Source organism: Phyllobacterium lublinensis (genome assembly GCF_020164435.1).
GTDB classification, from domain to species: Bacteria; Pseudomonadota; Alphaproteobacteria; order Rhizobiales; family Rhizobiaceae; genus Phyllobacterium; species Phyllobacterium lublinensis.
The window spans coordinates 269,476-292,783 of record NZ_JAIUDQ010000004.1; the positions used below are offsets into that span (position 1 = coordinate 269,476).

Annotated in this window: 20 protein-coding genes; 16 read left to right on the forward strand and 4 right to left on the reverse strand. The window is 56.5% G+C overall.

The window, feature by feature from the left end; translation table 11 throughout:
- Position 1 precedes the first annotated feature (1 nt).
- Positions 2-1,246, reverse strand: coding sequence for a glycoside hydrolase family 5 protein (locus K9U38_RS07745; protein WP_224493759.1), 1,245 nt, complete (start codon positions 1,244-1,246; stop codon positions 2-4).
- Positions 1,247-1,313: 67 nt separating this feature from the next.
- Here K9U38_RS07745 and ybgC point away from each other — a divergent pair, with 67 nt between their 5' ends.
- From ybgC to K9U38_RS07815, 14 genes are all read left to right on the forward strand, one after another.
- Complete coding sequence (ybgC, locus tag K9U38_RS07750) at positions 1,314-1,787, forward strand: tol-pal system-associated acyl-CoA thioesterase (protein WP_224493760.1); 474 nt, start codon at positions 1,314-1,316, stop codon at positions 1,785-1,787.
- Positions 1,788-2,019: 232 nt separating this feature from the next.
- A complete protein-coding gene (tolQ, locus tag K9U38_RS07755; RefSeq protein WP_106710930.1) occupies positions 2,020-2,727 on the forward strand; it encodes a protein TolQ in 708 nt (235 codons plus the stop codon).
- Between the two features lie 42 nt (positions 2,728-2,769).
- Positions 2,770-3,222 (forward strand): protein TolR, encoded by a 453-nt coding sequence (tolR, locus tag K9U38_RS07760; RefSeq protein ID WP_224493761.1) that lies wholly within the window; start codon positions 2,770-2,772, stop codon positions 3,220-3,222.
- 5 nt (positions 3,223-3,227) lie between these two features.
- Positions 3,228-4,286 carry a cell envelope integrity protein TolA gene (tolA, locus tag K9U38_RS07765; protein WP_224493762.1) on the forward strand — a complete coding sequence of 353 codons (1,059 nt, stop codon included), beginning with the start codon at positions 3,228-3,230 and terminating at the stop codon, positions 4,284-4,286.
- Positions 4,287-4,322: 36 nt separating this feature from the next.
- The gene (gene tolB, locus K9U38_RS07770; protein WP_224493763.1) at positions 4,323-5,639 is read left to right on the forward strand and encodes a Tol-Pal system beta propeller repeat protein TolB; all 1,317 of its coding nucleotides are present in this window, start codon (positions 4,323-4,325) and stop codon (positions 5,637-5,639) included.
- Between the two features lie 233 nt (positions 5,640-5,872).
- Positions 5,873-6,376 (forward strand): peptidoglycan-associated lipoprotein Pal, encoded by a 504-nt coding sequence (gene pal / locus K9U38_RS07775; RefSeq protein ID WP_224493764.1) that lies wholly within the window; start codon positions 5,873-5,875, stop codon positions 6,374-6,376.
- Positions 6,377-6,538: 162 nt separating this feature from the next.
- Positions 6,539-7,546 carry a tol-pal system protein YbgF gene (gene ybgF, locus K9U38_RS07780; protein WP_224493765.1) on the forward strand — a complete coding sequence of 336 codons (1,008 nt, stop codon included), beginning with the start codon at positions 6,539-6,541 and terminating at the stop codon, positions 7,544-7,546.
- Positions 7,521-8,885 (forward strand): tRNA lysidine(34) synthetase TilS, encoded by a 1,365-nt coding sequence (gene tilS, locus K9U38_RS07785; RefSeq protein ID WP_224493766.1) that lies wholly within the window; start codon positions 7,521-7,523, stop codon positions 8,883-8,885. The genes ybgF and tilS overlap by 26 nt, the downstream gene beginning before the upstream one ends.
- 95 nt (positions 8,886-8,980) lie before the next feature.
- Positions 8,981-10,915, forward strand: coding sequence for an ATP-dependent zinc metalloprotease FtsH (gene ftsH, locus K9U38_RS07790; protein ID WP_224493767.1), 1,935 nt, complete (start codon positions 8,981-8,983; stop codon positions 10,913-10,915).
- 182 nt (positions 10,916-11,097) lie between these two features.
- On the forward strand, positions 11,098-12,444 hold the full coding sequence (gene glmM, locus K9U38_RS07795; protein WP_224493768.1) for a phosphoglucosamine mutase: 1,347 nt from the start codon (positions 11,098-11,100) through the stop codon (positions 12,442-12,444).
- A gap of 215 nt (positions 12,445-12,659) precedes the next feature.
- Positions 12,660-13,436, forward strand: coding sequence for an outer membrane protein (locus tag K9U38_RS07800; protein ID WP_224493769.1), 777 nt, complete (start codon positions 12,660-12,662; stop codon positions 13,434-13,436).
- A gap of 195 nt (positions 13,437-13,631) precedes the next feature.
- Complete coding sequence (locus K9U38_RS07805; RefSeq protein WP_224493770.1) at positions 13,632-14,807, forward strand: phosphoserine transaminase; 1,176 nt, start codon at positions 13,632-13,634, stop codon at positions 14,805-14,807.
- Between the two features lie 72 nt (positions 14,808-14,879).
- A complete protein-coding gene (gene serA, locus K9U38_RS07810; RefSeq protein WP_224493771.1) occupies positions 14,880-16,475 on the forward strand; it encodes a phosphoglycerate dehydrogenase in 1,596 nt (531 codons plus the stop codon).
- 31 nt (positions 16,476-16,506) lie between these two features.
- The gene (locus K9U38_RS07815; RefSeq protein ID WP_224493772.1) at positions 16,507-17,025 is read left to right on the forward strand and encodes a GNAT family N-acetyltransferase; all 519 of its coding nucleotides are present in this window, start codon (positions 16,507-16,509) and stop codon (positions 17,023-17,025) included.
- On the opposite strand, the gene K9U38_RS07820 is transcribed toward K9U38_RS07815, so the two are convergent.
- Positions 17,003-17,914, reverse strand: coding sequence for a DMT family transporter (locus K9U38_RS07820; protein WP_224493773.1), 912 nt, complete (start codon positions 17,912-17,914; stop codon positions 17,003-17,005). The two genes, K9U38_RS07815 and K9U38_RS07820, sit on opposite strands and share 23 nt — an antisense overlap.
- Before the next feature lie 191 nt (positions 17,915-18,105).
- Here K9U38_RS07820 and K9U38_RS07825 point away from each other — a divergent pair, with 191 nt between their 5' ends.
- The gene (locus K9U38_RS07825; protein ID WP_224493774.1) at positions 18,106-19,398 is read left to right on the forward strand and encodes an adenylosuccinate synthase; all 1,293 of its coding nucleotides are present in this window, start codon (positions 18,106-18,108) and stop codon (positions 19,396-19,398) included.
- Positions 19,399-19,452: 54 nt separating this feature from the next.
- Complete coding sequence (locus tag K9U38_RS07830; RefSeq protein WP_224493775.1) at positions 19,453-21,072, forward strand: transcriptional regulator; 1,620 nt, start codon at positions 19,453-19,455, stop codon at positions 21,070-21,072.
- 55 nt (positions 21,073-21,127) lie between these two features.
- Here the strand turns inward: K9U38_RS07830 and rpoH are convergent, their stop codons facing one another.
- On the reverse strand, positions 21,128-22,039 hold the full coding sequence (gene rpoH, locus K9U38_RS07835; protein ID WP_224493776.1) for an RNA polymerase sigma factor RpoH: 912 nt from the start codon (positions 22,037-22,039) through the stop codon (positions 21,128-21,130).
- 247 nt (positions 22,040-22,286) lie between these two features.
- Complete coding sequence (locus K9U38_RS07840; RefSeq protein WP_224493777.1) at positions 22,287-23,291, reverse strand: RluA family pseudouridine synthase; 1,005 nt, start codon at positions 23,289-23,291, stop codon at positions 22,287-22,289.
- Positions 23,292-23,308 lie beyond the last annotated feature (17 nt).

Here is a 23,308-nt window from a genome sequence, read left to right on the forward strand (position 1 = left end):
GTTAAGGAACCTTCAGTCCGAGGCCTTGGAGGATCACAGGGTCGAGTTCCCTTTTTTCGTCGTCAAGCGTTATGCCAAAGGCGCCGCCCCATGACCATACAGACCAGGGAAAGCCACGCTTTTTAGCAGCTGCTGTCATATCCTTCAAATAGGCGGCACGCCAGGAAGACGGCATGCGAAACGCCTTGCGATATTCTTGGCGGATCATGCCGAATTCGCCGAGAAATATGCGCTGCGGCGGGATGGCGTATTCCTTGCCCCACGCTGCAGCCTTGTCAAACGGTTCAGTGAGCATGGCGAGAACCATGGGGTACGTTGTCACGCCGCCAACCATCTCGTTGAAGCCGGTCAAGAGCTCGTCACGTCGATCTTCCGGTGCCTTTGTCGCGATTGTCTTTCGGATGATCGCGGCACGCTCGTCAAACGCTTTCTCACCCAACAGACCGGGCGGGTAAGGCAGGCCCTCCACGTAGCTCATGGAATCCCCCGTCCAGTCAGCACCCTGGTGGGTGAGGACGTAGGGTTCATAGCTGTGAAATGTCCAGATGACATTATTGTCGGCGATGGATCGTGGATCAATTTTCGCCAAACCGTATGCACTTGACCAGCAACTTCCTGACAAGACCAAAGTATGTCCTGGCATCGACTTGCGAGCCGCCGCATGCACACGCTCAAGCATTGACGGCCATATCGGAAAGAGGGTGGAATCGCAGTCAACCACCGGCTCATTGAACGGCTCGAAGGCAGTCGTCGCGGGGTCGGTGGCCGCTAGCGCCTTACCAAGTTGGCGCACCACATCCAGGTAGCGCGCAAACAAATGGGGGTCCGCCAGAATCTGATTGGTTCCGACCTTGCGGACATCGCTTGGGATTGAGTGGAGATCGACGATCACCTTGAGGCCTGCTTCATGGAGCATGTCGACCGATTCCAGCGTTTCCGCGATCAACCTTGTCACTCTCTCGGCGGAGGCGTCTTCGAGAAATATCGCCGGATCAATCGGCATGCGGACGAAGTCAAAACCCGCTTTCCTGATATCCCGAAGCTTGGTGGCATCGGTGTTCTGCCGCCATTCGGGAAAGTTGGCGAGTACAGGTTCCTCATCCCACCGCTCGGTTCCCGGCCAAGTGGTCCAGATGTCGAGATTCAGGCCGTGTTGCATGGTGAATGTGGTGGCCGATGCAACAACGGTCGTCGCCACTGTCCAGCAAACAATGCAGAACAGGGCGCGTAGCAATGACAGATGCAATTCTTTGGCGTCCTTCCTGCGGTGGGTCTGGACAAGATGCCTGTCGTGCCTGCAAAAGGGAAGGACGATGAGTGAAAACAGTTACCAAACACAGAATGCCGGACTGGCCGGAGAACTGACCGATGTCGGCCACCGTCTCATGGTGCGTGTTTATTACGCCGATACGGATTTCTCCGGCATTGTGTATCACGCCCGGTACCTGGAATTTCTGGAGCGTGGCCGCACGGATTATCTGCGTCTACTGGGTGTGCATCATTCGGAACTTGCGGATGGCAAACTTGGCGAAAGCATTGTCTGGATCGTGCGGCGCATGGAGATCGACTTCAAATCGGCCGCCCGCATCGACGATATACTGACCGTGGAGACGCGCACGGCAGAAATCGCCGGGGCGCGTGTGAAAATGGCGCAGGCCATCAAGCGTGGCGATGATCTGCTCATTTCGGCGACTGTCGAGGCTGCGATGGTGAATGGCGCCGGCCGTCCGCGAAGATTTCCCGCAGAATGGGTCAAGCTCTTCAGGCCGGGAGTGCAGGACAGATAATTAAAATGGCGCTTCAGCCTGAATGATAACTGATCCTTAACCATAACAAACCATGAATAAGGGCGTTCAAACGGGGTGTTTCACGTTAACGCCTTCGTTTTACCAAAATTAACCGTGAGAAGCCGCAGGTAGTTACTGGAAAAGATCCGGTTTCAAAACGTGGCTCATCTGGAATGAGAGACGATTGCGCCCCGGTCAACATGCCGGGTTTTCGGATTCGAGGGTAGTGGATATGGAAAATTTAGCGGTTGCCGTTCAGACATCGGATACGTCCCTGTGGGGGCTATTCTGGCAGGCCGGATTTATCGTCAAACTGGTGATGGTTGGCCTTCTTGGCGCATCAATCTGGACCTGGGCGATCATCATCGACAAAGCCCTCGGATTTGGCCGCGCAAAACGTGCCTTCGACCGTTTCGAGCAGATATTCTGGTCCGGACAATCGCTTGAAGAGCTCTATCGCAACCTCGGCGACAAGCGCACAACCGGCATGGGTTCGATTTTCATCGCGGCGATGCGGGAATGGAAGAAATCGTTCGAAAAGGGTGCTCGCTCGCCGATCGCGCTACAGATGCGCATCGACAAGGCGATGGATGTGGCCCTGGCACGCGAGAGCGACTATCTCGCTGCGCGTCTTACCTTCCTTGCAACGATCGGGTCGGCCGGGCCTTTCATCGGGCTGTTCGGGACGGTCATCGGTATCATGACCTCCTTCATGGCGATTGCCGGGTCGAAATCCACAAGTCTAGCGGTCGTGGCACCAGGCATTGCGGAGGCTTTGCTGGCAACCGCCATCGGCCTCGTCGCCGCTATTCCGGCCGTTATCGCCTACAACAAGCTGTCAAGTGACGCAGGCAAACTGACCGCACGCATGGAAGGCTTTGCCGATGAGTTCTCCGCCATACTCTCGCGGCAAATCGATGAGAAGCTGCCGCGGACCTAAGCAGTCCGGGAAACCGATAACGCAATAGCGGGAATTGATGCCATGGGCATGTCGATAGGAAACAACGGTTCTTCGGGCGGACGCCGCCGGCGCGGGCGGGCAAGCAAGGCGCTGATGAGCGAAATCAATGTCACGCCTCTGGTTGACGTCATGCTCGTGCTGCTCATCATCTTCATGGTGGCAGCGCCGCTCATGACGGTCGGCGTGCCGATTGATTTGCCCGATACGCAGGCGAAGGCGCTCGATACCGATACCAAGCCCATTACAATTTCGGTCAACCAGCAGGGCCAGATTTTCATCGAGGACACCGAGATCCCGATCGAGGAGATCGTCCCCAAGCTGCAGGCCATTGCCAAGACCGGCTACAACGAGCGCATTTTTGTCCGTGGCGACAAGACGGCCGATTATGGTGCGGTCATGAAGGTGATGGCACGGATTTCTGCGTCGGGATTCAAGAATATCGGTCTGGTCAGTCTTCAGGAGCAGGATAGCTGATTGAAATGAGAGGCAGCGTCACATCCTCTGCTATTATCCATGCCGTTGTTCTCGGCTGGGGGCTGCTGTCCTTCTCGGCGCCCGCACCCATGGTTGCGGACGTTGAGTCCATGCCGATCGATATCGTGCCAGTCGAATCCATTTCGCAGGCCCAGCAAGGCGACAAGAAGGCCCCCAAGGCAGAAAAGCCAGCACCCAAGCCGACGCAAAAGCCGCAAACTATTCCGGAGGCACAGAATCTTGGCGATAGCGATATGGACGTAGCCACCAAGCCGACGCCAGAGCCGAAGCCCAAGCCAATCGAAGCAGCGGAAGCACCCAAGCCATCCGAAATACCTGCTGAAAAGGCCGAGCCGGAACCCAAACCCGAAGTCAAGCCGGAGCCGGAACCTGTTCCGGTACCGGCAACCGAAGTCAAGCCAGAACCTGCCCCGAAGCAGGAGGTGAAGCCTGATCCGGTTGCTGAGGCAATCAATGAGGTGAAGCCCGAGCCGGCTCCAGCAGAAGAGACATTCAAGTTGCCGGAAAATGTGGCCAAGCCGGAAGTCAAGCCGACGCCACCGTCACAGACGGCGAAAACGCCTGACCGCAAGGAAACGCCTGAGAAGCCAAAGCCGACCCAGAATGCTGCCGCTCCTTCCAAGGAGAAGGGCATAGCGGATGAAGTCGCAGCGTTGCTCAATACCCAGAAGCCCGCCGGTGGCGGCGCAAAGCGATCGACGGATTCGGCTGCTCTGGGTACGGACAAACCAAGCAATGGCGCGAAGCTCAGCCAGAGCGAGATCGATGCACTTAAAGGTGCCATCCAGAAATGCTGGAATGTGCCCGCTGGCGCCGAGGATGCCGAGGGCCTGAAGGTTACGGTGAAGATGAAGCTGACGAAAGAAGGGGAGATCGAAGGATCTCCCGAAGTGTCGGGATCCGGCAGTTCGCCAGTACAACGCGCTGCTATCGAGAGCGCCCGGCGCGCGGTCATGCGCTGTGCACCTTATTCCCTGCCACAAGACAAGTACGACACCTGGTCTGACGTAACCGTGAATTTCGATCCGCGTGATATGTTCTAACACTAATTTGGCCAGCCAGATGAGGGCCCTTTAGCCATGATGAAAATGTTCCGTATTATCCTTTCAACCTTTGCCGCGATCCTCGCTGTAGCGATGACGGTCACCGTGCCGGCGCGCGCAGAAGTTACAATCGATATTACGAAAGGTACTGTCGAACCGTTGCCCATTGCGATTACCGATTTTCTTTCCGGTGACCAGCTTGGTGCCAATATCTCGGGCGTGATTGCGGCCGATCTCGAACGGTCCGGTCTGTTTGCTCCCATCGACAAGGGTGCCTTCATTGAGAAGATATCCAATCCGGATGCGGCGCCGCGCTTTGAAGACTGGAAGGTTATCAACGCTCAGGCACTGGTAACAGGGCGTGTGACCAAGCAAGGCGACGGCAGGCTGAAAGCGGAGTTCCGGTTGTGGGATACATTCGCGGGGCAACAGCTCGAAGGCCAGCAATTCTTCACCTCGCCTGACAGCTGGCGCCGTGTCGCCCATATCATTGCCGATGCCATCTACGAGCGCCTGACAGGTGAAAAAGGTTACTTCGATACCCGCGTCGTCTTTGTCGACGAATCCGGTACCAAGGAAAAGCGTGTCAAGCGCCTGGCCATCATGGATCAGGACGGCGCCAATGTTCGCTATCTTACCAATGGCAAGGATCTCGTCCTGACACCGCGCTTCTCGCCAAGCCGGCAGGAAATCACCTATATGTCCTATGAGCAGGGCAAGCCGCAAATCTATCTGTTGCAGCTGGAAACAGGACAGCGTGAGCTCGTCGGAAACTTTCCGGGCATGACCATTGCACCGCGCTTTTCGCCGGATGGACAGAAGGTTGTCATGAGCCTTCTACAGGAAGATGGCAGTGCCAATGTCTACACAATGGACCTGCGCAGCCGCACGACGACACGCTTGACCAGCACTTCTGCCATCGACACCGGTGCTTCCTATTCGCCGGATGGCAGCCAGGTTGTCTTTGAATCTGACCGCGGCGGGCGCCCACAGATCTACAAGATGGGTGCTGATGGCTCGAATCCGCAGCGTATCTCGTTTGGTGACGGTTCCTACTCAACGCCGGTGTGGTCTCCACGCGGCGACCTGATCGCCTTTACCAAGCAATCGGGCGGGCAGTTCTCGATCGGCGTTATGAAGGTCGATGGATCCGGAGAACGCATCCTGTCGAGCGGCTACCATGACGAAGGTCCAACCTGGGCCCCGAATGGCCGCGTACTGATGTTCTTCCGGCAGCCTCCAGGCTCAAACAGTCCGCACCTCGTGACGGTTGACCTTACGGGCCGCAATCTCCGCCAGATCCAGACCCCCAATCTGGCTTCGGATCCTGCTTGGTCGCCCCTTCTTGAATGATCCGGCAAGCCGGTCAATGAATTGTGTGCATTCGCGGCGAAGTTATCCATGCTTTGCCGCGAATGTCGTTTTTCCGCCGTATTTAGTGCCTTAAGGGTGCAGCGCACACTCGCTATATTCGCCGTTAATCCTGGAGTTAAGAGTGGATTAACCCTGTTTCTTGAACAGGCCTTAACCTCGATATGGTTACTGCTTGTTCACCGAAACAATTCAATTCTTAAGGAGTCCAGGCTATGCGCCGCTTCGAAATGATCGCCCGCAGTCCAGTCGTCGTTGCACTTTTCATGTCTCTCGCAATCGCGGGCTGTGCTTCGAAGAAGAACATGCCGAATACCGCTGGTGACCTCGGACTTGGCGGAAGCGCCACTCCGGGATCGACGCAGGATTTCACCGTTAACGTTGGCGATCGCATCTTCTTCGATGTCGACTCATCCGTCATTCGTGCCGATGCGCAGCAGACCCTGGCCAAGCAGGCCCAGTGGTTGCAGCGCTATCCGAACTATGCGATCACGATCGAAGGCCATGCCGACGAGCGCGGAACACGCGAATACAACCTTGCTCTTGGCCAGCGCCGTGCAGCTGCAACACGCAACTACCTCGCGTCACGCGGCATCCCAGCTTCTCGCATCAAGACCTTGTCGTACGGCAACGAACGCCCGGTTGCTGTTTGCGACAGCGAGTCTTGCTGGTCCCAGAATCGTCGCGCCATCACTGTCCTGGGCGGCGCCGGCAGTTAAGCCGAGATTGGTTCATCCACGAAAAGCGGCTTTCGGGCCGCTTTTTTTGTGATGGTTTGCTTCAAAACAAAATTTGGCCGAAGTCACGTTGCTCGTGTTAGAAGGGCCTGCCGCAAAATCATGGCGGCGTTTCAAATTCCCATATCAGGGCGGGTAAAAGGAATGAACAAACGACTGAAGAGAATGGTATTGGCGATGACGGTTCTGCCATTTCTGGCAACCGGGTCAAGCCATGCCGCAGGTCTTGATGGCGGGTATTTCAAGCGAGCGCCGAAAGCCGATATCGTTTCAAGCGATGCGCCGGTGCTGATGGCACAGGCTGGCGATCCTCGTGTGAGCCAGTTGGAGGAGCAGATCAGGCAGCTCACGGGCAAGATCGAGGAATTGAACTTCCAGCTTCTGCAAATGCAGGAGCAGATGCGGAAGGTCCAGGAAGACAATGAGTTCCGGTTCCAGGAGCTGGAAAAGGGCAAGCGATCCGATGCAGGCGGCAAGAACGATCGCACCGTGGCGTCCGCAGCGCACACGCGGACAGCGGGGGAGGCATCGACTGATGCCTCCACTGCGACTTCAGGTCATTCGGGCTCGATCATTTCGCCCGATGCCACCGATTCCGCTGCTATTGACCAACAGATCGACAGTTCCAGTTCCGCGCAACTCGGCGATGCGCCGCGCGACCTGGGTCATATCGAGTTTGATGCCAATGGCAACGTAATCGGTGGCACGAAGAACGATGACCCGGCCATGCCGGCGGACAACACAACAGTTGCCGCATTGCCGCAGACCGATGATCCAAAAGCCCTGTACAGCCAGGCCTATCAATTGTTCCTGGCCGGTGATTACAAGGGCGCGGAAGTGGCGTTCCGCAGCCATGTCGACCGCTTTCCAGATGATGCTGCCGATCCGGACGCACGCTATTGGCTCGGCGAATCGCTCTATGGCCAAGCCCGCTATCAGGAAGCGGCATCAGTCTTTCTTGATAACCACAAGCAGTTCCCCGACTCCAAGAAGAGTCCCGAGAATCTGCTCAAGCTGGGTATGACGCTGGCCAAGATGCGTGATCATGAAGTCGCTTGCGCGACCTTCGCGTCCGTCACATCTCGCTATCCCAACATTTCTGCGGCAGTCAAAGAGCGCGTGAAGAATGAGCGTGCCGCCAACAAATGCTAGACCGGATCTCGATCCGAACGCCGTTTTTGAAGCCATCGATTTCACTGGGCTGAAATCCGTCGTCGTTGCCGTGTCAGGCGGCAGTGACTCGCTGGCACTATTGTATCTGCTTGCGACCCTTGGCGCCTCGCGTCCATCTTTCCCGGATATAATTGCCGTTACGATCGATCATGGTCTTCGCCCGGAATCAGCAGAAGAGGCCCGCTATGTCGCCAGGCTTTGCAAGGAAGCCGGTATTGAACATCAAACGCTGAACTGGGACGGTCCAAAGCCCGCAACCGGTCTGTCGGCAAAGGCGCGCGCCGCACGCTACGGCCTCTTGTGCAAGGCCGCCCGCGAGGCTGGCACCGATATGGTGCTCACGGGCCACACGCTTGACGATCAGATCGAAACCTTCCTCATGCGTTCAACGCGCACAGGTGAGGGGAGCAGCGCACGCGGGTTGGCGGGCATGTCGGCCGCAACATTGCTGGACCGGGAAATCTGGCTTGTAAGACCTCTGCTGGCGATTACCCGAGACGCGCTGCGCGGCTACTTGCGGATGAAAGCAGTTGAGTGGTGTGAAGATCCGTCAAACGAAAACCCAAAGTATGAGCGTGTACGGATACGCGAAGCATTAAGATATCATGATCGCGAGCTGATCCATGCTGGGATCATCAGGCAGGCCGAGCAGCGCCGGTCATTGAATGTGCGATGCGCCCAAGTCTTGCGGCACTGTGTGATGGTTCACGATGGACTGCTTGTGGAGATCCAACGAAAGGCCTGGCTCGGGCAGGAGACCGATGCGCAACGCCTGGCGATTGGCGTACTGCTTGCAATTGCTGGCGGGCATGAGTTTCTGCCTGCAGGCGACATTTGCGACAAGGCCCTGCAGCACATTGCAACGGATGATCTGCCTGGTCGCACGACCTACAGCCGGTGCATCCTCCAGCGCAAGAAGGACAATGTACTGATATTTCGTGAGATGCGATCGGTCCCGCAGATCACGATTCAACCGCAACAGTGTGCCATCTGGGATGGGCGTTACCGGATCGACAATCAGACATCGCGCCCTGTCGGCGTGAAAGCATGTGGCGTGGATGGGCTCCATGTGTTGAGGCAGAGCGAGCAGAGTATTTCCCACCGCGCGGCGGCATTGTCGGCGCCAGTTCTGGTGTGGGGAGACAAGGTTGTCGGTCTGCGCCCCGCTTTGCCCGTTGGAATCAGCGTTTTTCGCCACCTTGCGCTGTTCGATCATATCCTTTCAGGCTATGATGAAGACTTGGCTCAATCCGTTGCAGATATCTTTCAGGTCCAGGGCTACAAGCCGTCGCCTGTAAACCAGATTAACAAGAATTGACCTCAGTTTGAACGCCAGCCTTGGCAAGGCCATGCTTCGAACCTATGTTACGTATAAATTCCGCGTGCTTGCGGTTGTGATTGATGGGACCCGATATGAATCCTAACTACAGGAACTTCGCACTGTGGGCGATTATCGCCTTACTTCTGATCGCGTTGTTCAATCTTTTCCAGAGCCCCACCTCGCGTTCGGCATCGAGCGATGTTCCCTATTCGCAGTTTATCAGCGACGTAAATAGCGGCCGTGTGAAATCGGTAACGATTTCCGGTAACCGTATCACGGGCACATATTCCGATAATGGTTCAAACTTCCAGACCTATTCTCCTGGAGATGCCGGCCTCGTTGGCCGCCTCGAGAGCAAGAATGTGCAGATCGCGGCCCGACCCGAGACGGATGGTTCAACATCGCTCGTTGGTATGTTGATATCCTGGCTTCCGATGATCCTGATCCTCGGCGTATGGATCTTCTTCATGCGTCAGATGCAGGGTGGTTCACGTGGGGCCATGGGATTTGGCAAGTCAAAGGCGAAACTGTTGACTGAAGCCCACGGCCGCGTGACCTTCCAGGACGTGGCTGGCGTCGACGAAGCCAAGGAAGATCTTGAAGAGATTGTCGAATTCCTGCGCGATGCCCAGAAGTTCCAGCGGTTGGGCGGGCGTATCCCGCGCGGCGTACTCCTTGTGGGCCCTCCCGGTACCGGTAAAACCCTGCTGGCGCGTGCCATCGCTGGCGAAGCCAACGTTCCGTTCTTCACCATTTCGGGTTCTGATTTCGTGGAAATGTTCGTTGGCGTTGGTGCATCGCGCGTTCGCGACATGTTCGAGCAGGCCAAGAAGAATGCTCCTTGCATTATCTTCATCGATGAAATCGATGCTGTCGGCCGCCATCGCGGTGCCGGGCTTGGCGGTGGTAACGACGAGCGCGAGCAGACGTTGAACCAGTTGCTCGTCGAGATGGATGGCTTCGAAGCAAATGAAGGCGTTATCCTCATCGCTGCGACCAACCGTCCGGACGTGCTCGATCCTGCACTGTTGCGTCCCGGTCGTTTCGACCGTCAGGTTGTCGTGCCAAATCCGGACGTCACTGGTCGCGAGAAGATCCTGAAGGTGCATGCACGCAACGTGCCGCTTGCTCCGAATGTCGATCTGAAGGTCCTTGCTCGCGGCACCCCCGGGTTCTCCGGTGCTGATCTGATGAATCTCGTCAACGAGGCCGCCTTGATGGCTGCACGCCGTAACAAACGGCTTGTGACCATGCTTGAATTTGAGGATGCCAAGGACAAGATCATGATGGGTGCCGAGCGCCGCTCGACCGCCATGACCCAGGCAGAAAAAGAACTGACAGCCTATCACGAGGCAGGCCATGCTATCGTGGCACTGAACGTGGAAGTTGCTGATCCGCTGCACAAGGCAACGATCATTCCACGTGGACGCGCTCTGGGTATGGTCATGCAGCTGCCGGAAGCCGATCGCTACTCCATGAGTTATAAATGGATGATCTCACGCCTTGCCATCATGATGGGCGGCCGCATTGCGGAAGAACTCAAGTTCGGCAAGGAGAACATCACATCGGGCGCGTCGTCCGACATCGAGCAGGCGACCAAGCTTGCCAGGGCCATGGTGACCCGTTGGGGCTTCTCCGACAAGCTTGGGCAGGTGGCCTACGGCGAGAACCAGGAAGAGGTGTTTCTTGGCCACTCCGTAGCACGGACTCAGAATGTCTCCGAGGAGACAGCGCAACTGATCGATGCCGAGGTGCGCAAGCTGATCGATGACGCCTATAACCATGCCCGCAGCATTCTGACCAAGAAGAAGAAGGAATGGATTGCCATTGCCGAAGGTCTGCTTGAGTACGAGACGCTGACAGGCGAAGAGATCAAGGCGCTGATGGCTGGTGGCAAGCCTGCTCGTGATCTTGGCGACGATACGCCGCCATCACGCGGTTCGGCAGTGCCGAAGGCCGGTTCGGCCAAGAAGCCGCGCAAGGGTGATGAGCCGGACAAGGGTCTTGAGCCACAACCGCAATCATGATTGCGGAGTGATACACGAAACGGCCGGTGCGAACCGGCCGTTTTTGTACGAATTGTTCACGCATGGCAGTTAAGTATAATCGTCACCAGGTTGCACAATTCGTAGGATGTGAAATAGGAGCGCCTTTGCGCTAGGCAGTGATAATTACCGGCTCAACAAAGCTGCAGAATTGGACGATAAACATGGCTCGCAAGTATTTTGGTACGGATGGCATTCGCGGACAGGCAAACGCATATCCCATGACACCCGATATCGCGATGAAGGTAGGGATGGCCGTTGGGCTCGCATTCAAACGCGGTGAGCACCGTAATCGCGTTGTCATCGGCAAGGATACGCGGCTTTCGGGCTATATGATCGAGAATGCCCTTGTCGCCGGATTCACTTCGACTGGCATGGATGTGTTCCTCCTAGGGCCAATCCCGACCCCCGCCGTGGCCATGCTTTGCCGATCATTGCGTGCCGACATAGGCGTGATGATCTCGGCGTCCCACAATCCGTTTCACGACAACGGCATCAAGCTTTTCGGACCGGATGGGTTCAAATTGTCCGATGATATCGAACTCGAAATCGAACGGCTGATGGACGAGAACCTGGCTGACCGTCTGTCGAGTTCCGACGCGCTCGGTAGAGCCAAGCGCGTGGACGGCGACATTTATCGTTATATTGAATTTGCAAAAAGGACGATGCCCAAGAACATATCGTTGGCTGGGCTTCGTATCGTGGTCGATTGCGCCAACGGTGCCGCCTATAAGGTGGCGCCGGCTGCGCTGTGGGAATTGGGCGCCGAGGTCGTCACGATCAACAATGAACCCAATGGCACGAACATCAACGAAGATTGCGGCTCCACACATCCGCTCGGATTGATCAAGAAGGTACACGAGGTGCGGGCGGACATAGGCATAGCGCTGGATGGCGACGCTGACCGTGTGCTGATCGTCGACGAAAATGGAGCCATCATCGATGGCGACCAGCTCATGGCGGTCATTGCCCAGTCCTGGCAGGAGTCAGACCGGCTTGCAGGAGGCGGCGTTGTTGCCACTGTCATGTCCAATCTTGGTTTCGAGCGCTTCCTGGGTGATCGCGGTCTCACGTTGGCGCGCACACAGGTCGGCGACCGCTATGTCGTCGAACACATGCGTGCCAACGGATACAATATTGGTGGTGAGCAGTCTGGCCATATCGTGCTGTCGGATTATTCGACCACCGGTGACGGGCTGATTTCTGCCCTGCAGATTCTGGCGGTCGTTCAAGAGCTGGATAAACCGGTCAGCGAGGTTTGCCGCAAATTCGAGCCGGTGCCCCAACTTCTGAAGAATGTGCGTACGACCGGTGGCAAGCCGCTGGAGAACAAGAAAGTGAAGAGCGCCATCGATGAAGCGCGCGACCGTTTGGGAAATACCGGCCGGCTGGTGATCCGCCCTTCAGGTACGGAGCCGCTCATCCGCGTTATGGCCGAAGGCGACGACCGGAAATTGGTCGAAGCTGTCGTCAACGACATCATTTCTGTCATCTCATCATCAGCTGCCTAGAGAGTCTGGCATCGCAATGTTACGAATGCATAGGGCCCCAATACGGGCCCTTTTGCTTCTTGATAACTGAGTTTTACTGTTTTCGATTTGTTAACGTTAATAGATATGGTGAAGAAACACAGTTAAGCGGGATTTAACTTTTTCCCCGCATATTAGCCCACAACCTTGAGTAGCAACCGCTGCGCTTCCATTTTAGGCTTGTGAGGGAATCGGAAATGAGCACTTTCAACAACTATGCTGCATTGAGCGCAGCGCTCCTTTGCCTGGGTGCGGCCCCGGCCTATTCGGCGGATATGCCTGAGGCTCCGATCGTGGAAGTCCAGCCGTTTGGCGGCTGGTATTTGCGCGGTGATATCGGCATGAGCAACCAGCGGTTCGACGAACTGGATTACGTTGGCTTCGACGACCCCGTTGTTCACGGCTGGCACAATGATGGCGATTTCGATGCCGGCGTAACAGGGCAGATCGGTGTCGGCTACCAGTTCAATGATTGGTTCCGTGTTGATGCGACAGCCCAATATCGCGGCAAGACCGAGTTCAGCGCGCTCGACTTCTATGACACTGACGGCATTCCCGGCACGGGCGACGAGGCCACCAACAGTTATCATGCCAAGAAGTCCGAATGGCTCCTTCTGGCAAATGCTTACACGGATCTCGGAACGTATGCCGGGATCACGCCCTATGTCGGTGCAGGCATTGGTGCCTCGCGCAACACTATTTCGGGCTTTACCGATGACAATATCATAACCGGCGGTGGCGGGTTCGCGGGCAGCGATTCCCAGTGGGAATTCGCTTGGGCGCTGCACGCCGGTGTTGGCATCAAGGCGACCGACCGCATGACCATCGACCTCGGCTACAGCTATGTGGATCTGGGCGATGGCAAAACCGGTATCGCCTACAATTATGATGGCGTAGGCACGCGCAATGCAGCGTTTGAATTCAAGGACATTGCGTCGCATGATTTCAAACTTGGCGTGCGTTACGCCTTCTGATTGATTGTACGGATGAATTTGCAACGGCAGGAGCTATCTCCTGCCGTGTTCGTTAGAGTATCGGGCATTGGCCACAACAGATTCCTTGTCGCACCCAAACAAATTTCTTGACTGTCAGCGACATTTCTCCTAGTTCCCGGAGTGGGCCACCTCTCCCCAACGAGAGGCGTGCTATCTGTAAGGATAGGAGAAAACATGACCACGCTATTGAAGCCGGCGCAGCGCCCGGCTAACCCTAATTTTTCATCAGGTCCCTGTGCAAAACGTCCCGGATGGTCGCTCGACGCGCTTTCCGATGCTCCGCTTGGCCGCTCGCATCGCGCCAAGGTTGGCAAGACCAAGCTGAAACAGGCGATCGATCTTACACGCGAAATTCTGCAGGTGCCCGCCGATTACCGCATCGGTATCGTACCTGCATCCGACACCGGTGCTGTCGAGATGGCGCTTTGGTCGCTCCTTGGTGAACGTGGCGTCGACATGGTCGCATGGGAAAGCTTTGGAGCCGGCTGGGTGACGGATGTCGTCAAACAGCTGAAGCTCAGCGATGCCCGTGTCATTGAAGCGGCCTATGGCGAATTGCCGGATCTTACACAGATTGATTTTGATCGCGACGTGGTCTTCACCTGGAATGGCACGACCTCTGGCGTACGCGTTCCGAACGGTGATTTCATTCCCGCCGACCGCAAGGGGTTGACCATATGCGATGCGACCTCTGCCGCATTTGCGCAGCGCCTGGATTTTGACAAGCTCGACGTCGTCACGTTCTCCTGGCAGAAGGTACTTGGGGGCGAGGGTGCCCACGGCATGCTGATCCTCAGTCCGCGTGCGGTGGAACGCCTGCTGTCCTATAAGCCTGCATGGCCATTGCCCAAGATCTTCCGCCTCACTTCAGGGGGCAAGCTGATTGAAGGTATTTTTGCTGGCGAGACGATCAACACCCCATCGATGCTCTGTGTCGAGGATTATCTCGATGCCCTGAATTGGGCGAAGTCAATCGGGGGGCTTGATGGTCTGGTTGACCGTGCAAACAGGAATTTTGCCACCCTTGATGCATTTGTCGAACGCACGCCATGGTTAGCCAACCTTGCGGCAGTGCCCGCAACGCGATCCAATACATCCGTTTGTCTGACAATCGTCGATCCCGAGATCACGGCTCTCGATGCCGATGCGCAAGCAAGTTTTTCAAAGAATCTTGTGGCTGTTCTGGAGAAGGAAGGCGTCGCCTATGATATTGGCGCTTACCGCGATGCACCTTCGGGACTGCGTATCTGGGCCGGCGCCACGATCGAAACAGCGGATCTCGAAGCGCTGACACTGTGGCTCGATTGGGCATTCCAGTCACAGAAAGCCGCGCTGACGCAGGCTGCCTGATCATTTGGCAAAGCGTGACCGCAACATTGCGGTCGCCTCAATCAATCATCCCTTTCATCGATGGAGGCCATGATGGCACCGCGCGTACTCGTATCCGATAAGCTTTCCCCAACGGCCGTACAGATCTTCAAGGATCGCGGCGTGGAGGTCGACTACTTGCCGGACCTCGGCAAAGACAAAGATAAATTGCTCGAAGTGATTGGGCAGTATGATGGTCTTGCGATCCGTTCAGCGACCAAAGTCACCGAAAAACTGATCGCTGGCGCAAAGAATCTCAAGGTCATCGGCCGCGCCGGAATCGGCGTCGACAACGTTGATATTCCTGCCGCATCCCGCCGCGGCATCATCGTGATGAACACACCATTCGGCAATTCAATCACAACGGCCGAGCATGCCGTTGCCCTGATGTTTGCGGTCGCCCGCGAGCTGCCGGAAGCCGATTCGTCCACCCGCGCCGGCAAGTGGGAGAAGAACCGTTTCATGGGGGTTGAGATCACGGGCAAGACCCTCGGCGTTATCGGTTGCGGCAACATCGGTTCAATCGTGGCTACGCGCGGCATTGGCCTGAAGATGCATGTGATTGCCTTCGATCCGTTCCTGTCAGAAGGACGGGCCGAAGAGTTGGGTGTGGAAAAGGTCGAACTCGATGAACTTTTGACACGGGCCGATTTCATCAGCCTGCACACGCCGATGACAGACAAGACACGTGGAATTATCAACGCCGAAGCCATTGCCAAAATGAAGGACGGCGTGCGCATCATCAATTGTGCACGGGGCGGCCTGATCGTTGAAAAAGACCTTGTCGCGGCTCTGAAATCCGGCAAGGTTGCTGGGGCTGGTATCGACGTCTTTGAGGTCGAGCCTGCAACGGAGAATGAGCTCTTCCATCTACCAAACGTCGTTTGCACGCCGCATCTGGGTGCTTCCACAAGTGAAGCGCAGGAAAACGTGGCCCTTCAAGTCGCCGAGCAGATGTCGGACTACCTGATCAAGGGAGCGGTTTCGAACGCAATCAACATGCCTTCCATCACCGCAGAGGAAGCGCCGCGGCTCAAGCCCTTCGTGAAACTTGCCGAAGTCCTTGGTGCTTTTGTCGGTCAGGTCACCGAAGATCCGATTCAGGAAGTCGAGATCCTGTTCGATGGATCTACTGCCGCCATGAATACGCGTGCGCTCGCGAGCGCGGCCCTGGCGGGCCTTATCCGCCCGCAGGTTGCAGATGTGAACATGGTCTCCGCGCCGATCATGGTGAAGGAGCGCGGCATCATTCTTTCGGAGGTGCGGCGTGACAAGTCTGGTGTGTTTGACGGCTACATCAAGCTGACAGTGAAGACCGAGTCGCTCACTCGTTCGATTGCCGGTACCTGCTTTTCCGATGGCAAGCCACGGTTCATTCAGATCAAGGGCATCAATCTTGACGCCGAGGTTGGTCAGCACATGCTCTACACGACCAACAACGACACGCCCGGCATCATTGGCCTCCTGGGGACGATCTGCGGGAAGAATGAGGTGAACATAGCCAACTTCTCCCTGGGTCGCGATCACCCGGGTGGCAATGCCATCGCGATGCTCTATCTCGACGAGCGTATTCCGGAGCATGTTCTGGAGGAATTGCGGATCAACAAGGCAATTGTCTCAGCCAAGCCTTTGGAATTCGACATCGCTTGATCCCGCAGTCGCACGACTGTAGTGATGTCCCATGCAGGCAGCGAATGAAAACACGCTCAAATGGCGTCGGATGGAAGCGGGCGACCTCGCTTCCGTCACCGACATTGCGGCGGACGTTCACACGGATTTTCATGAGGACGATATCGTTTTCCTGGAGCGTCTCAAGCTTTATCCGGACGGTTGCCTGGTTCTTGAGGGCGCAGCCGGCAGGCTCTTCGGCTATGCCATCTCACACCCGTGGCTCCTTTATTCAATGCCCGCGCTCAATAGCGCGCTTGGTCGGTTGCCCGACGCTCCGACAACCTATTATCTACATGATATCGCGCTCCTGCCGCAGTCGCGGGGCACGGGTTCCGCAGGCACGGTGGTTTCCATACTCGTTGGTCAGGCCGTTGAGGCTGGTCTCAGCACGATGTCCCTGGTGGCTGTGAACGGGTCGGCGGGGTTCTGGCAAAAGAACGGTTTTAAGATCGTTAGCCGAGCAGACCTTCAGCCAAAATTGAAAACGTACTCGGATGATGCCTGCTTCATGCTGCGCCAGCTTCAATAGTCGCAGCGTGCTTGCGGCCGCTGAGTTCTGCGATCCAAATGCCGCCGAGAACGAGGACAAGCGCGATTGCGTGATAAAGGCGAAAATCTTCACCGAGGAGCGCGACTGCCAGCAGGGTGCCGAAAATTGGTACGGCATTGATGAATAGGCCCGCCCGGTTTGCACCGATAAATTCAACACCCTTGATAAACAGAACTTGCGCAGCCAGCGAGGGCAGGATGGCCGTGTAAAGCACGACCATGGTTCCTGTCAGATCGGGTGGGATCAATGCACCGCTCTGCCATTCCCAGATCGTAAATGGGATGGCTGTCAGAAACGCGAAGAAGGTCATGACTGTCATCAGGCTTTGCCAATTGATTGCCGGCCGAAAACGCAGGGCAACCGTATAGCCGCTGTAGAGAAGGACCGCGAGAAGCATCAAGGCATCACCATAATTGACCTGAAAGCCAGCAAGTTGCGCGAAGCTTCCGTGGCCAGCGGTCAATGCAACACCGACAAGGGAGAGGCTGAAACCAAAGATCTGGCCGATCTTTACGGGCATCCCGAAGAGCAACAGATTGGCGATGAATATCACCATCGGCATGGCCGCCTGCTCGATCGTAACATTGATCGCCGATGTGTAATTCAAGGCGCTGTAAAGCGCCATATTGAAGAATGTAAAGCCGAATGCACCCAATGCTGCGAGCAGCCAGATGTGTTTGCGCAGTACCTTCCAGTCGCGGCGAACCTGCTTGGTACTGATTGCAGCAACCAGGAGAAAAGCAAGGAGCCACCGCAGGAGAGTCAGAAGCATCGGCGAAATATGTCCCACGGCGAATTTGCCGGCCACCGCGTTGCCGCCCCAGAGAAGGGCGGTGGTCAGGAGAAAAACGTAAGCGGTGCGGTTCATGATGTAGCGGACTTTTCCAACTGTCGGGCGATCGACTTTGCGAACGAGCGGACAATAGGTTTATTCTGCAAATAAAGGCAAATTGGTTCGCGCGTGATCGAAAGAATAGTCGCGCATTTGTGAAGCAGCCTGTATAGAAGCACCGCATTTACGAAAAATGCGCGACGAGGTTGTGACTCGAGGAGTTTTGAATGGCAAATGTTGTTGTGATTGGTTCCCAGTGGGGTGATGAGGGCAAAGGTAAGATTGTCGATTGGCTTTCCGAACGGGCCGATGTCATCGTTCGCTTCCAAGGCGGTCACAACGCGGGGCATACGCTGGTCGTCGACGGTGTAACCTACAAACTGTCATTGTTGCCGTCTGGCGTTGTGCGGCATGGGAAACTGTCCATCATCGGCAACGGTGTGGTCTTCGATCCGCATGCTTTCATTGCAGAAAAGAAGAAACTCGAGGCGCAGGGCGTTGTCATTACTCCGGATACGCTGAAAATCGCCGAGAACACCACGTTGATCCTGTCTATCCACGGCGAACTTGATCGCCGGCGGGAAGCGTCGAATGCCGGCACCAAAATCGGCACGACTGGGCGCGGCATCGGACCAGCGTACGAAGACAAGGTCGGCCGCCGTGCGATACACGTCCTTGATCTTGCCGATCCTGATACGCTTCCGGCTAAAATCGAGCGGCTTCTGGCTCATCACAACCCGCTTCGTCGCGGTTTGGGCATCGAAGAGGTGGATGGTGCGAAGCTGCTTGAAGAGCTCAAGGAGGCGGCCCCGCATATCCTGCCGTTCATGGACCGCGTCTGGTACGTCCTTGACCAGAAGAAACGTGCCGGCGAACGCATTCTGTTCGAAGGCGCGCAGGGAACTTTGCTGGATATCGACCATGGCACCTATCCCTTCGTCACGTCATCAAATACTGTTGCGGGGCAGGCATCGGCAGGTTCAGGCATCGGACCAGGCTCCCTGCATTATGTTCTCGGCATCACCAAGGCATATACGACCCGGGTCGGCGAGGGACCGTTTCCGACGGAACAGCAGAATGAAGTTGGGCAATTCCTCGGTGAGCGCGGCCACGAATTCGGGACTGTCACCGGGCGCAAGCGCCGTTGCGGCTGGTTCGATGCGGTTCTCGTGCGTCAGGCAGTTGCCAACAACGGCATCAGTGGTATCGCGTTGACCAAGCTCGACGTGCTCGATGGTCTTGAAGAGATCAAGGTTTGTACCGGATACGAACTTGATGGGGAGATCATCGACTATCTTCCAGCCGGGCAGGGCCAGCAGGCGCGCGTCAAGCCGGTCTATGAAACTCTGGAGGGCTGGCAGGGCACGACCGCGGGCGCGCGCAGCTGGAGTGAACTTCCGGCACAGGCCGTCAAGTATGTTCGCTACGTGGAAGAGTTGATCGGCGCGCCGATTGCACTTTTGTCTACAAGTCCGGAACGTGATGACACCATACTTGTTACCGATCCGTTTCATGATTAGAGTCGCGAACACGTCTCGAGGTTAATCTCACAACAAAACCATAGGTTTGGGTGAATGGCAGATTTCGTTGCAGTATTGAGGAAAACAATTGACGGGCTTGCGGACCCTACGCCGGAGCTTCGTCAACGTGTGTATGCAAAGGCTCGCGCAACGATTGAGCAGAAGCTTGTAGCGTTGAATGCTACGGAAGCTGTAGCGAAGCGTCAGACAAAGGCACTCGAGGAGGCAATTGCGGAGGTCGAATCCAGTTTCGCGCCTGCCGTAACCGATTTTGCTCCGGCCGTCGAAGAGGTCGACGAGCTCATGCCGGCGCCCTTACCCATTCCCGTGGCGCCACCTGTTCCGGAGGTCTCACCACCACCAATCGCGGAGGCACCGCCGCAAACGAGTTCGATCCCGGAAGAACTGGAGCCGAGTCCGGCACTGTCTCCGTCTCCATCCTTCACTAAAGTGGGTTCGCATCCGGACGCGCTCGAAGACTTCCTGAGCAGCCAAGCCCCTAACGAGGACAAAGCGGAGTTCACGGCGGACGTTTCCCAGAATGACATCGTGCGGGGTCCTCGAGCCGAAAACGGTGATGATGGCCTCAGTATCTCCAGCGAAGATGGTCCTTCAAGCGACTATGGAGTCTATACGCGACGGGGGGGCATCAAACAGCCGACGCAGAAGCGCTCTTTGACCCCGTTGCTTGGCATCCTTGCCGTGCTGTTGGTGCTCGCGGGCGTCGGTTTTGCGGGCTGGACCTATCGTGGCAAAATTGCCGAGCAAGCAAGCTCAGTCAAAGAATATTTGGCCAATCTGACGACTTCAGATTCACCTGAAGAGCCAAAGCCGGAAGAAACGGCGGTGAACAAACCCGCGGAGCCGGTACAGCCGGCCCAGCCCGCTCAGCCTACCCCGGCACCGACAACTGCTGAATCAGCGGAGCCGAAACCGGAGCCGAAACTGACGCAGCGCCTACTGCCGGACGGCCAGGAGGTCAATCCTGGCCCTGCCAACGATACCCCTTCGCTTGGGGAAGGCACATCGGTTGCGTCATCAACGCCGGATCAGGCATCTACGCCGTCAGCGACGCCGGGTCAGCAGGCCGCCGGTCAGGGGCAACCGGCCGTGGCATTGCCGATCGGCCAGAAAGCGTTCTTTTATGAAGAGCGGTCTGGCCAGGACGCGGGGACTGCAGACGCGGGTGGTGTTGTCTGGTCGGTTGTCCAGGAGTCACCGGGCAACGACCTGCCGCCTGAACCTGCCATCCGTGCGGAAGTCACGATACCGGACCGCGGCATCAATCTGCGCATGATTATCAGGCGCAATGGCGACAAGTCGCTTCCCGCAAGTCATCTCGTCGAGATGATCTTCACGGTTCCGGAGGGTTTTGTCGGAGGTTCAATCGATAACGTCTCGCGCATGACTTTCAAGGATACGGAACAGTCGCCGGGAAGCCCGCTCGTTGGTATTCCAGCTAAAATCGCGGACAATTTCTTCATCATAGCGATGAATGACGCGAAGACAGCCATCGATACAAACATGTCCCTCATGCGCCGCCAGTCATGGATTGATATTCCCATCGCGTACAAGACCGGGCGTCGTGCCTTGCTTACCCTTGAAAAAGGCCTTCCTGGCGAGAAAGCCTTTGATGAGGTGTTGAAGGCCTGGGCTGCCAAGGCTGGTGGCTAACAGGCACAAAAAAGGCCGCTTAAAGCGGCCTTTTTATCAGCTGGCATAGTCTCGCTCAGCGGGCATCGGAGCCAGTGGTTACCAAGGCCTTCAGCTGTTTGGCAGCCGCCGCCTTTACGGCATCCTGGACCTTCTCGAAAGCTCGCACTTCGATCTGGCGAACCCGCTCGCGACTGATACCAAACTCCGTTGACAGATCTTCAAGCGTCACCGGATCATCGGCGAGGCGCCGTGCCTGGAAAATACGACGTTCCCGGTCGTTAAGCGAAGACATCGCGCCGGTAAGCATTTCGCGGCGATTTTCCAGTTCGTCCTGCTCGATCAGCATCTCTTCAGCGCTGTCGTGGTCGTCAACGAGCCAATCCTGCCAGTCACCACCCGCTTCACCATCGGAAGATCGGATTGGCGCGTTCAGGGATGCATCGCCTGACAAGCGACGGTTCATCGAGATCACTTCGTCTTCAGACACACTCAGGCGCGTTGCGATTTCCTTTACCTGTTCGGGATTGAGGTCGCCATCGTCCAATGCCTGGATCTTGCTCTTTACCTTTCGCAAGTTGAAGAACAGGCGTTTTTGATTGGCGGTCGTGCCCATTTTGACCAGGCTCCACGAGCGCAGTACGTATTCCTGAATGGATGCCTTGATCCACCACATGGCATATGTAGCAAGACGGAAACCGCGTTCGGGCTCAAAGCGCTTGACGGCCTGCATCAGGCCGACATTACCTTCGGAGATAACCTCACCAATCGGCAGGCCATAGCCACGATATCCCATCGCTATCTTGGCGACGAGACGAAGATGGCTGGTAACAAGCTTATGCGCCGCTTTGGGATCGGCATGCTCCAGATATCGCTTGGCGAGCATGTACTCTTCCTGCGGTTCGAGCATGGGAAAACGGCGAATTTCTTCAAGGTAACGGGTCAGTCCACCGTCACCGCCTAAAATACTTGGAAGACTTTGGGCCACAGAGCACCCCTCCTCATTTTGGAATAGCCCCCATTGTCGGCAGGCCGCGCTACCGATCCGCCCAACAGCTTGGCGCGAACGGAGTAGCGCCATCAATATATAGGTAGCATTTTGTCAAAAACACGGTGCGTTAAGAAACGAAACAATCTGTCACGTAAACGTGAACGCCCCACTCAGGATTTACCCGCATGTCACATAAATGCGCGAACGGCCCGATGGTTCCACCGCCTGATTATTTTCTTACCCATCAGCTGGCACTGTTTTGAAACGCCTTCAGCAACTGTGCCATGTCTTCCGGCAGCGGCGCCTCGAAACGCAGGATCTCGCCGGTTGAGGGATGCTCGAAGGCAAGAAGCCTTGCATGCAATGCCTGCCGCGCGAATCCCTTGACAATTGTTTGGAGCGGTTCAGCAAGTTTGTTGGCTTTGGTCTTGTAGGCACTGCCATATTCCAGATCGCCTACAAGCGGATGACCTATGTGGGCCATGTGCACGCGAATCTGATGCGTTCTGCCGGTTTCCAATTCGCATTCCACAAGGGAAGCGAGGGCTGTCGCGTCATCCCTTGCGCCGAAGCGCTGCTGGACCTCAAAATGCGTGACTGCATGACGGGCGTCATCGCGCTCCTCATGGACCACGGCCTGTTTGGTGCGGTCACGATGGGAGCGGCCGAGGGGGGCATCAATGGTTCCGGTTGTCCGGTCGGGAGTTCCCCAGACGATCGCGAGGTATGCGCGTTCCAGATCGCCTGTACGCCCATGGTCGGCAAATTGCGCACTCAGGTGGCGATGGGCAAGATCGTTCTTGGCCACGACCATGACTCCGCTGGTTTCCTTGTCGAGGCGATGTACGATACCAGGTCGCTTAACCCCGCCGATCCCCGACAATGAATCGCCGCAATGGTGAATCAAAGCGTTAACGAGGGTGCCGGTCCAGTTGCCGTTCCCGGGATGCACCACCAGACCAGCGGGTTTGTTGATCACGATGAGGTCATCATCTTCAAAGAGGATATCGAGGGCGATCTCCTCGCCCTTGGGGGTGGCGTCTTCGGGTTCGGGGATATGGATCGTGATATTGAGACCTTCACGCAGCTTGTGCTTTGTCTCTCTTACAATCGTGCCTTCAACGCTGACCTGGCCTTCGCTGATGAGCGATTGAATCCGGTTTCGCGACAAGTCTGGCGCCAGTTGAACGGAAAGCCAGGCGTCCAGTCTTTTTCCAGCGGCCGCGTTATCGGTAATTAACTCTTTCAAAGACCTCGTCCCTTCGT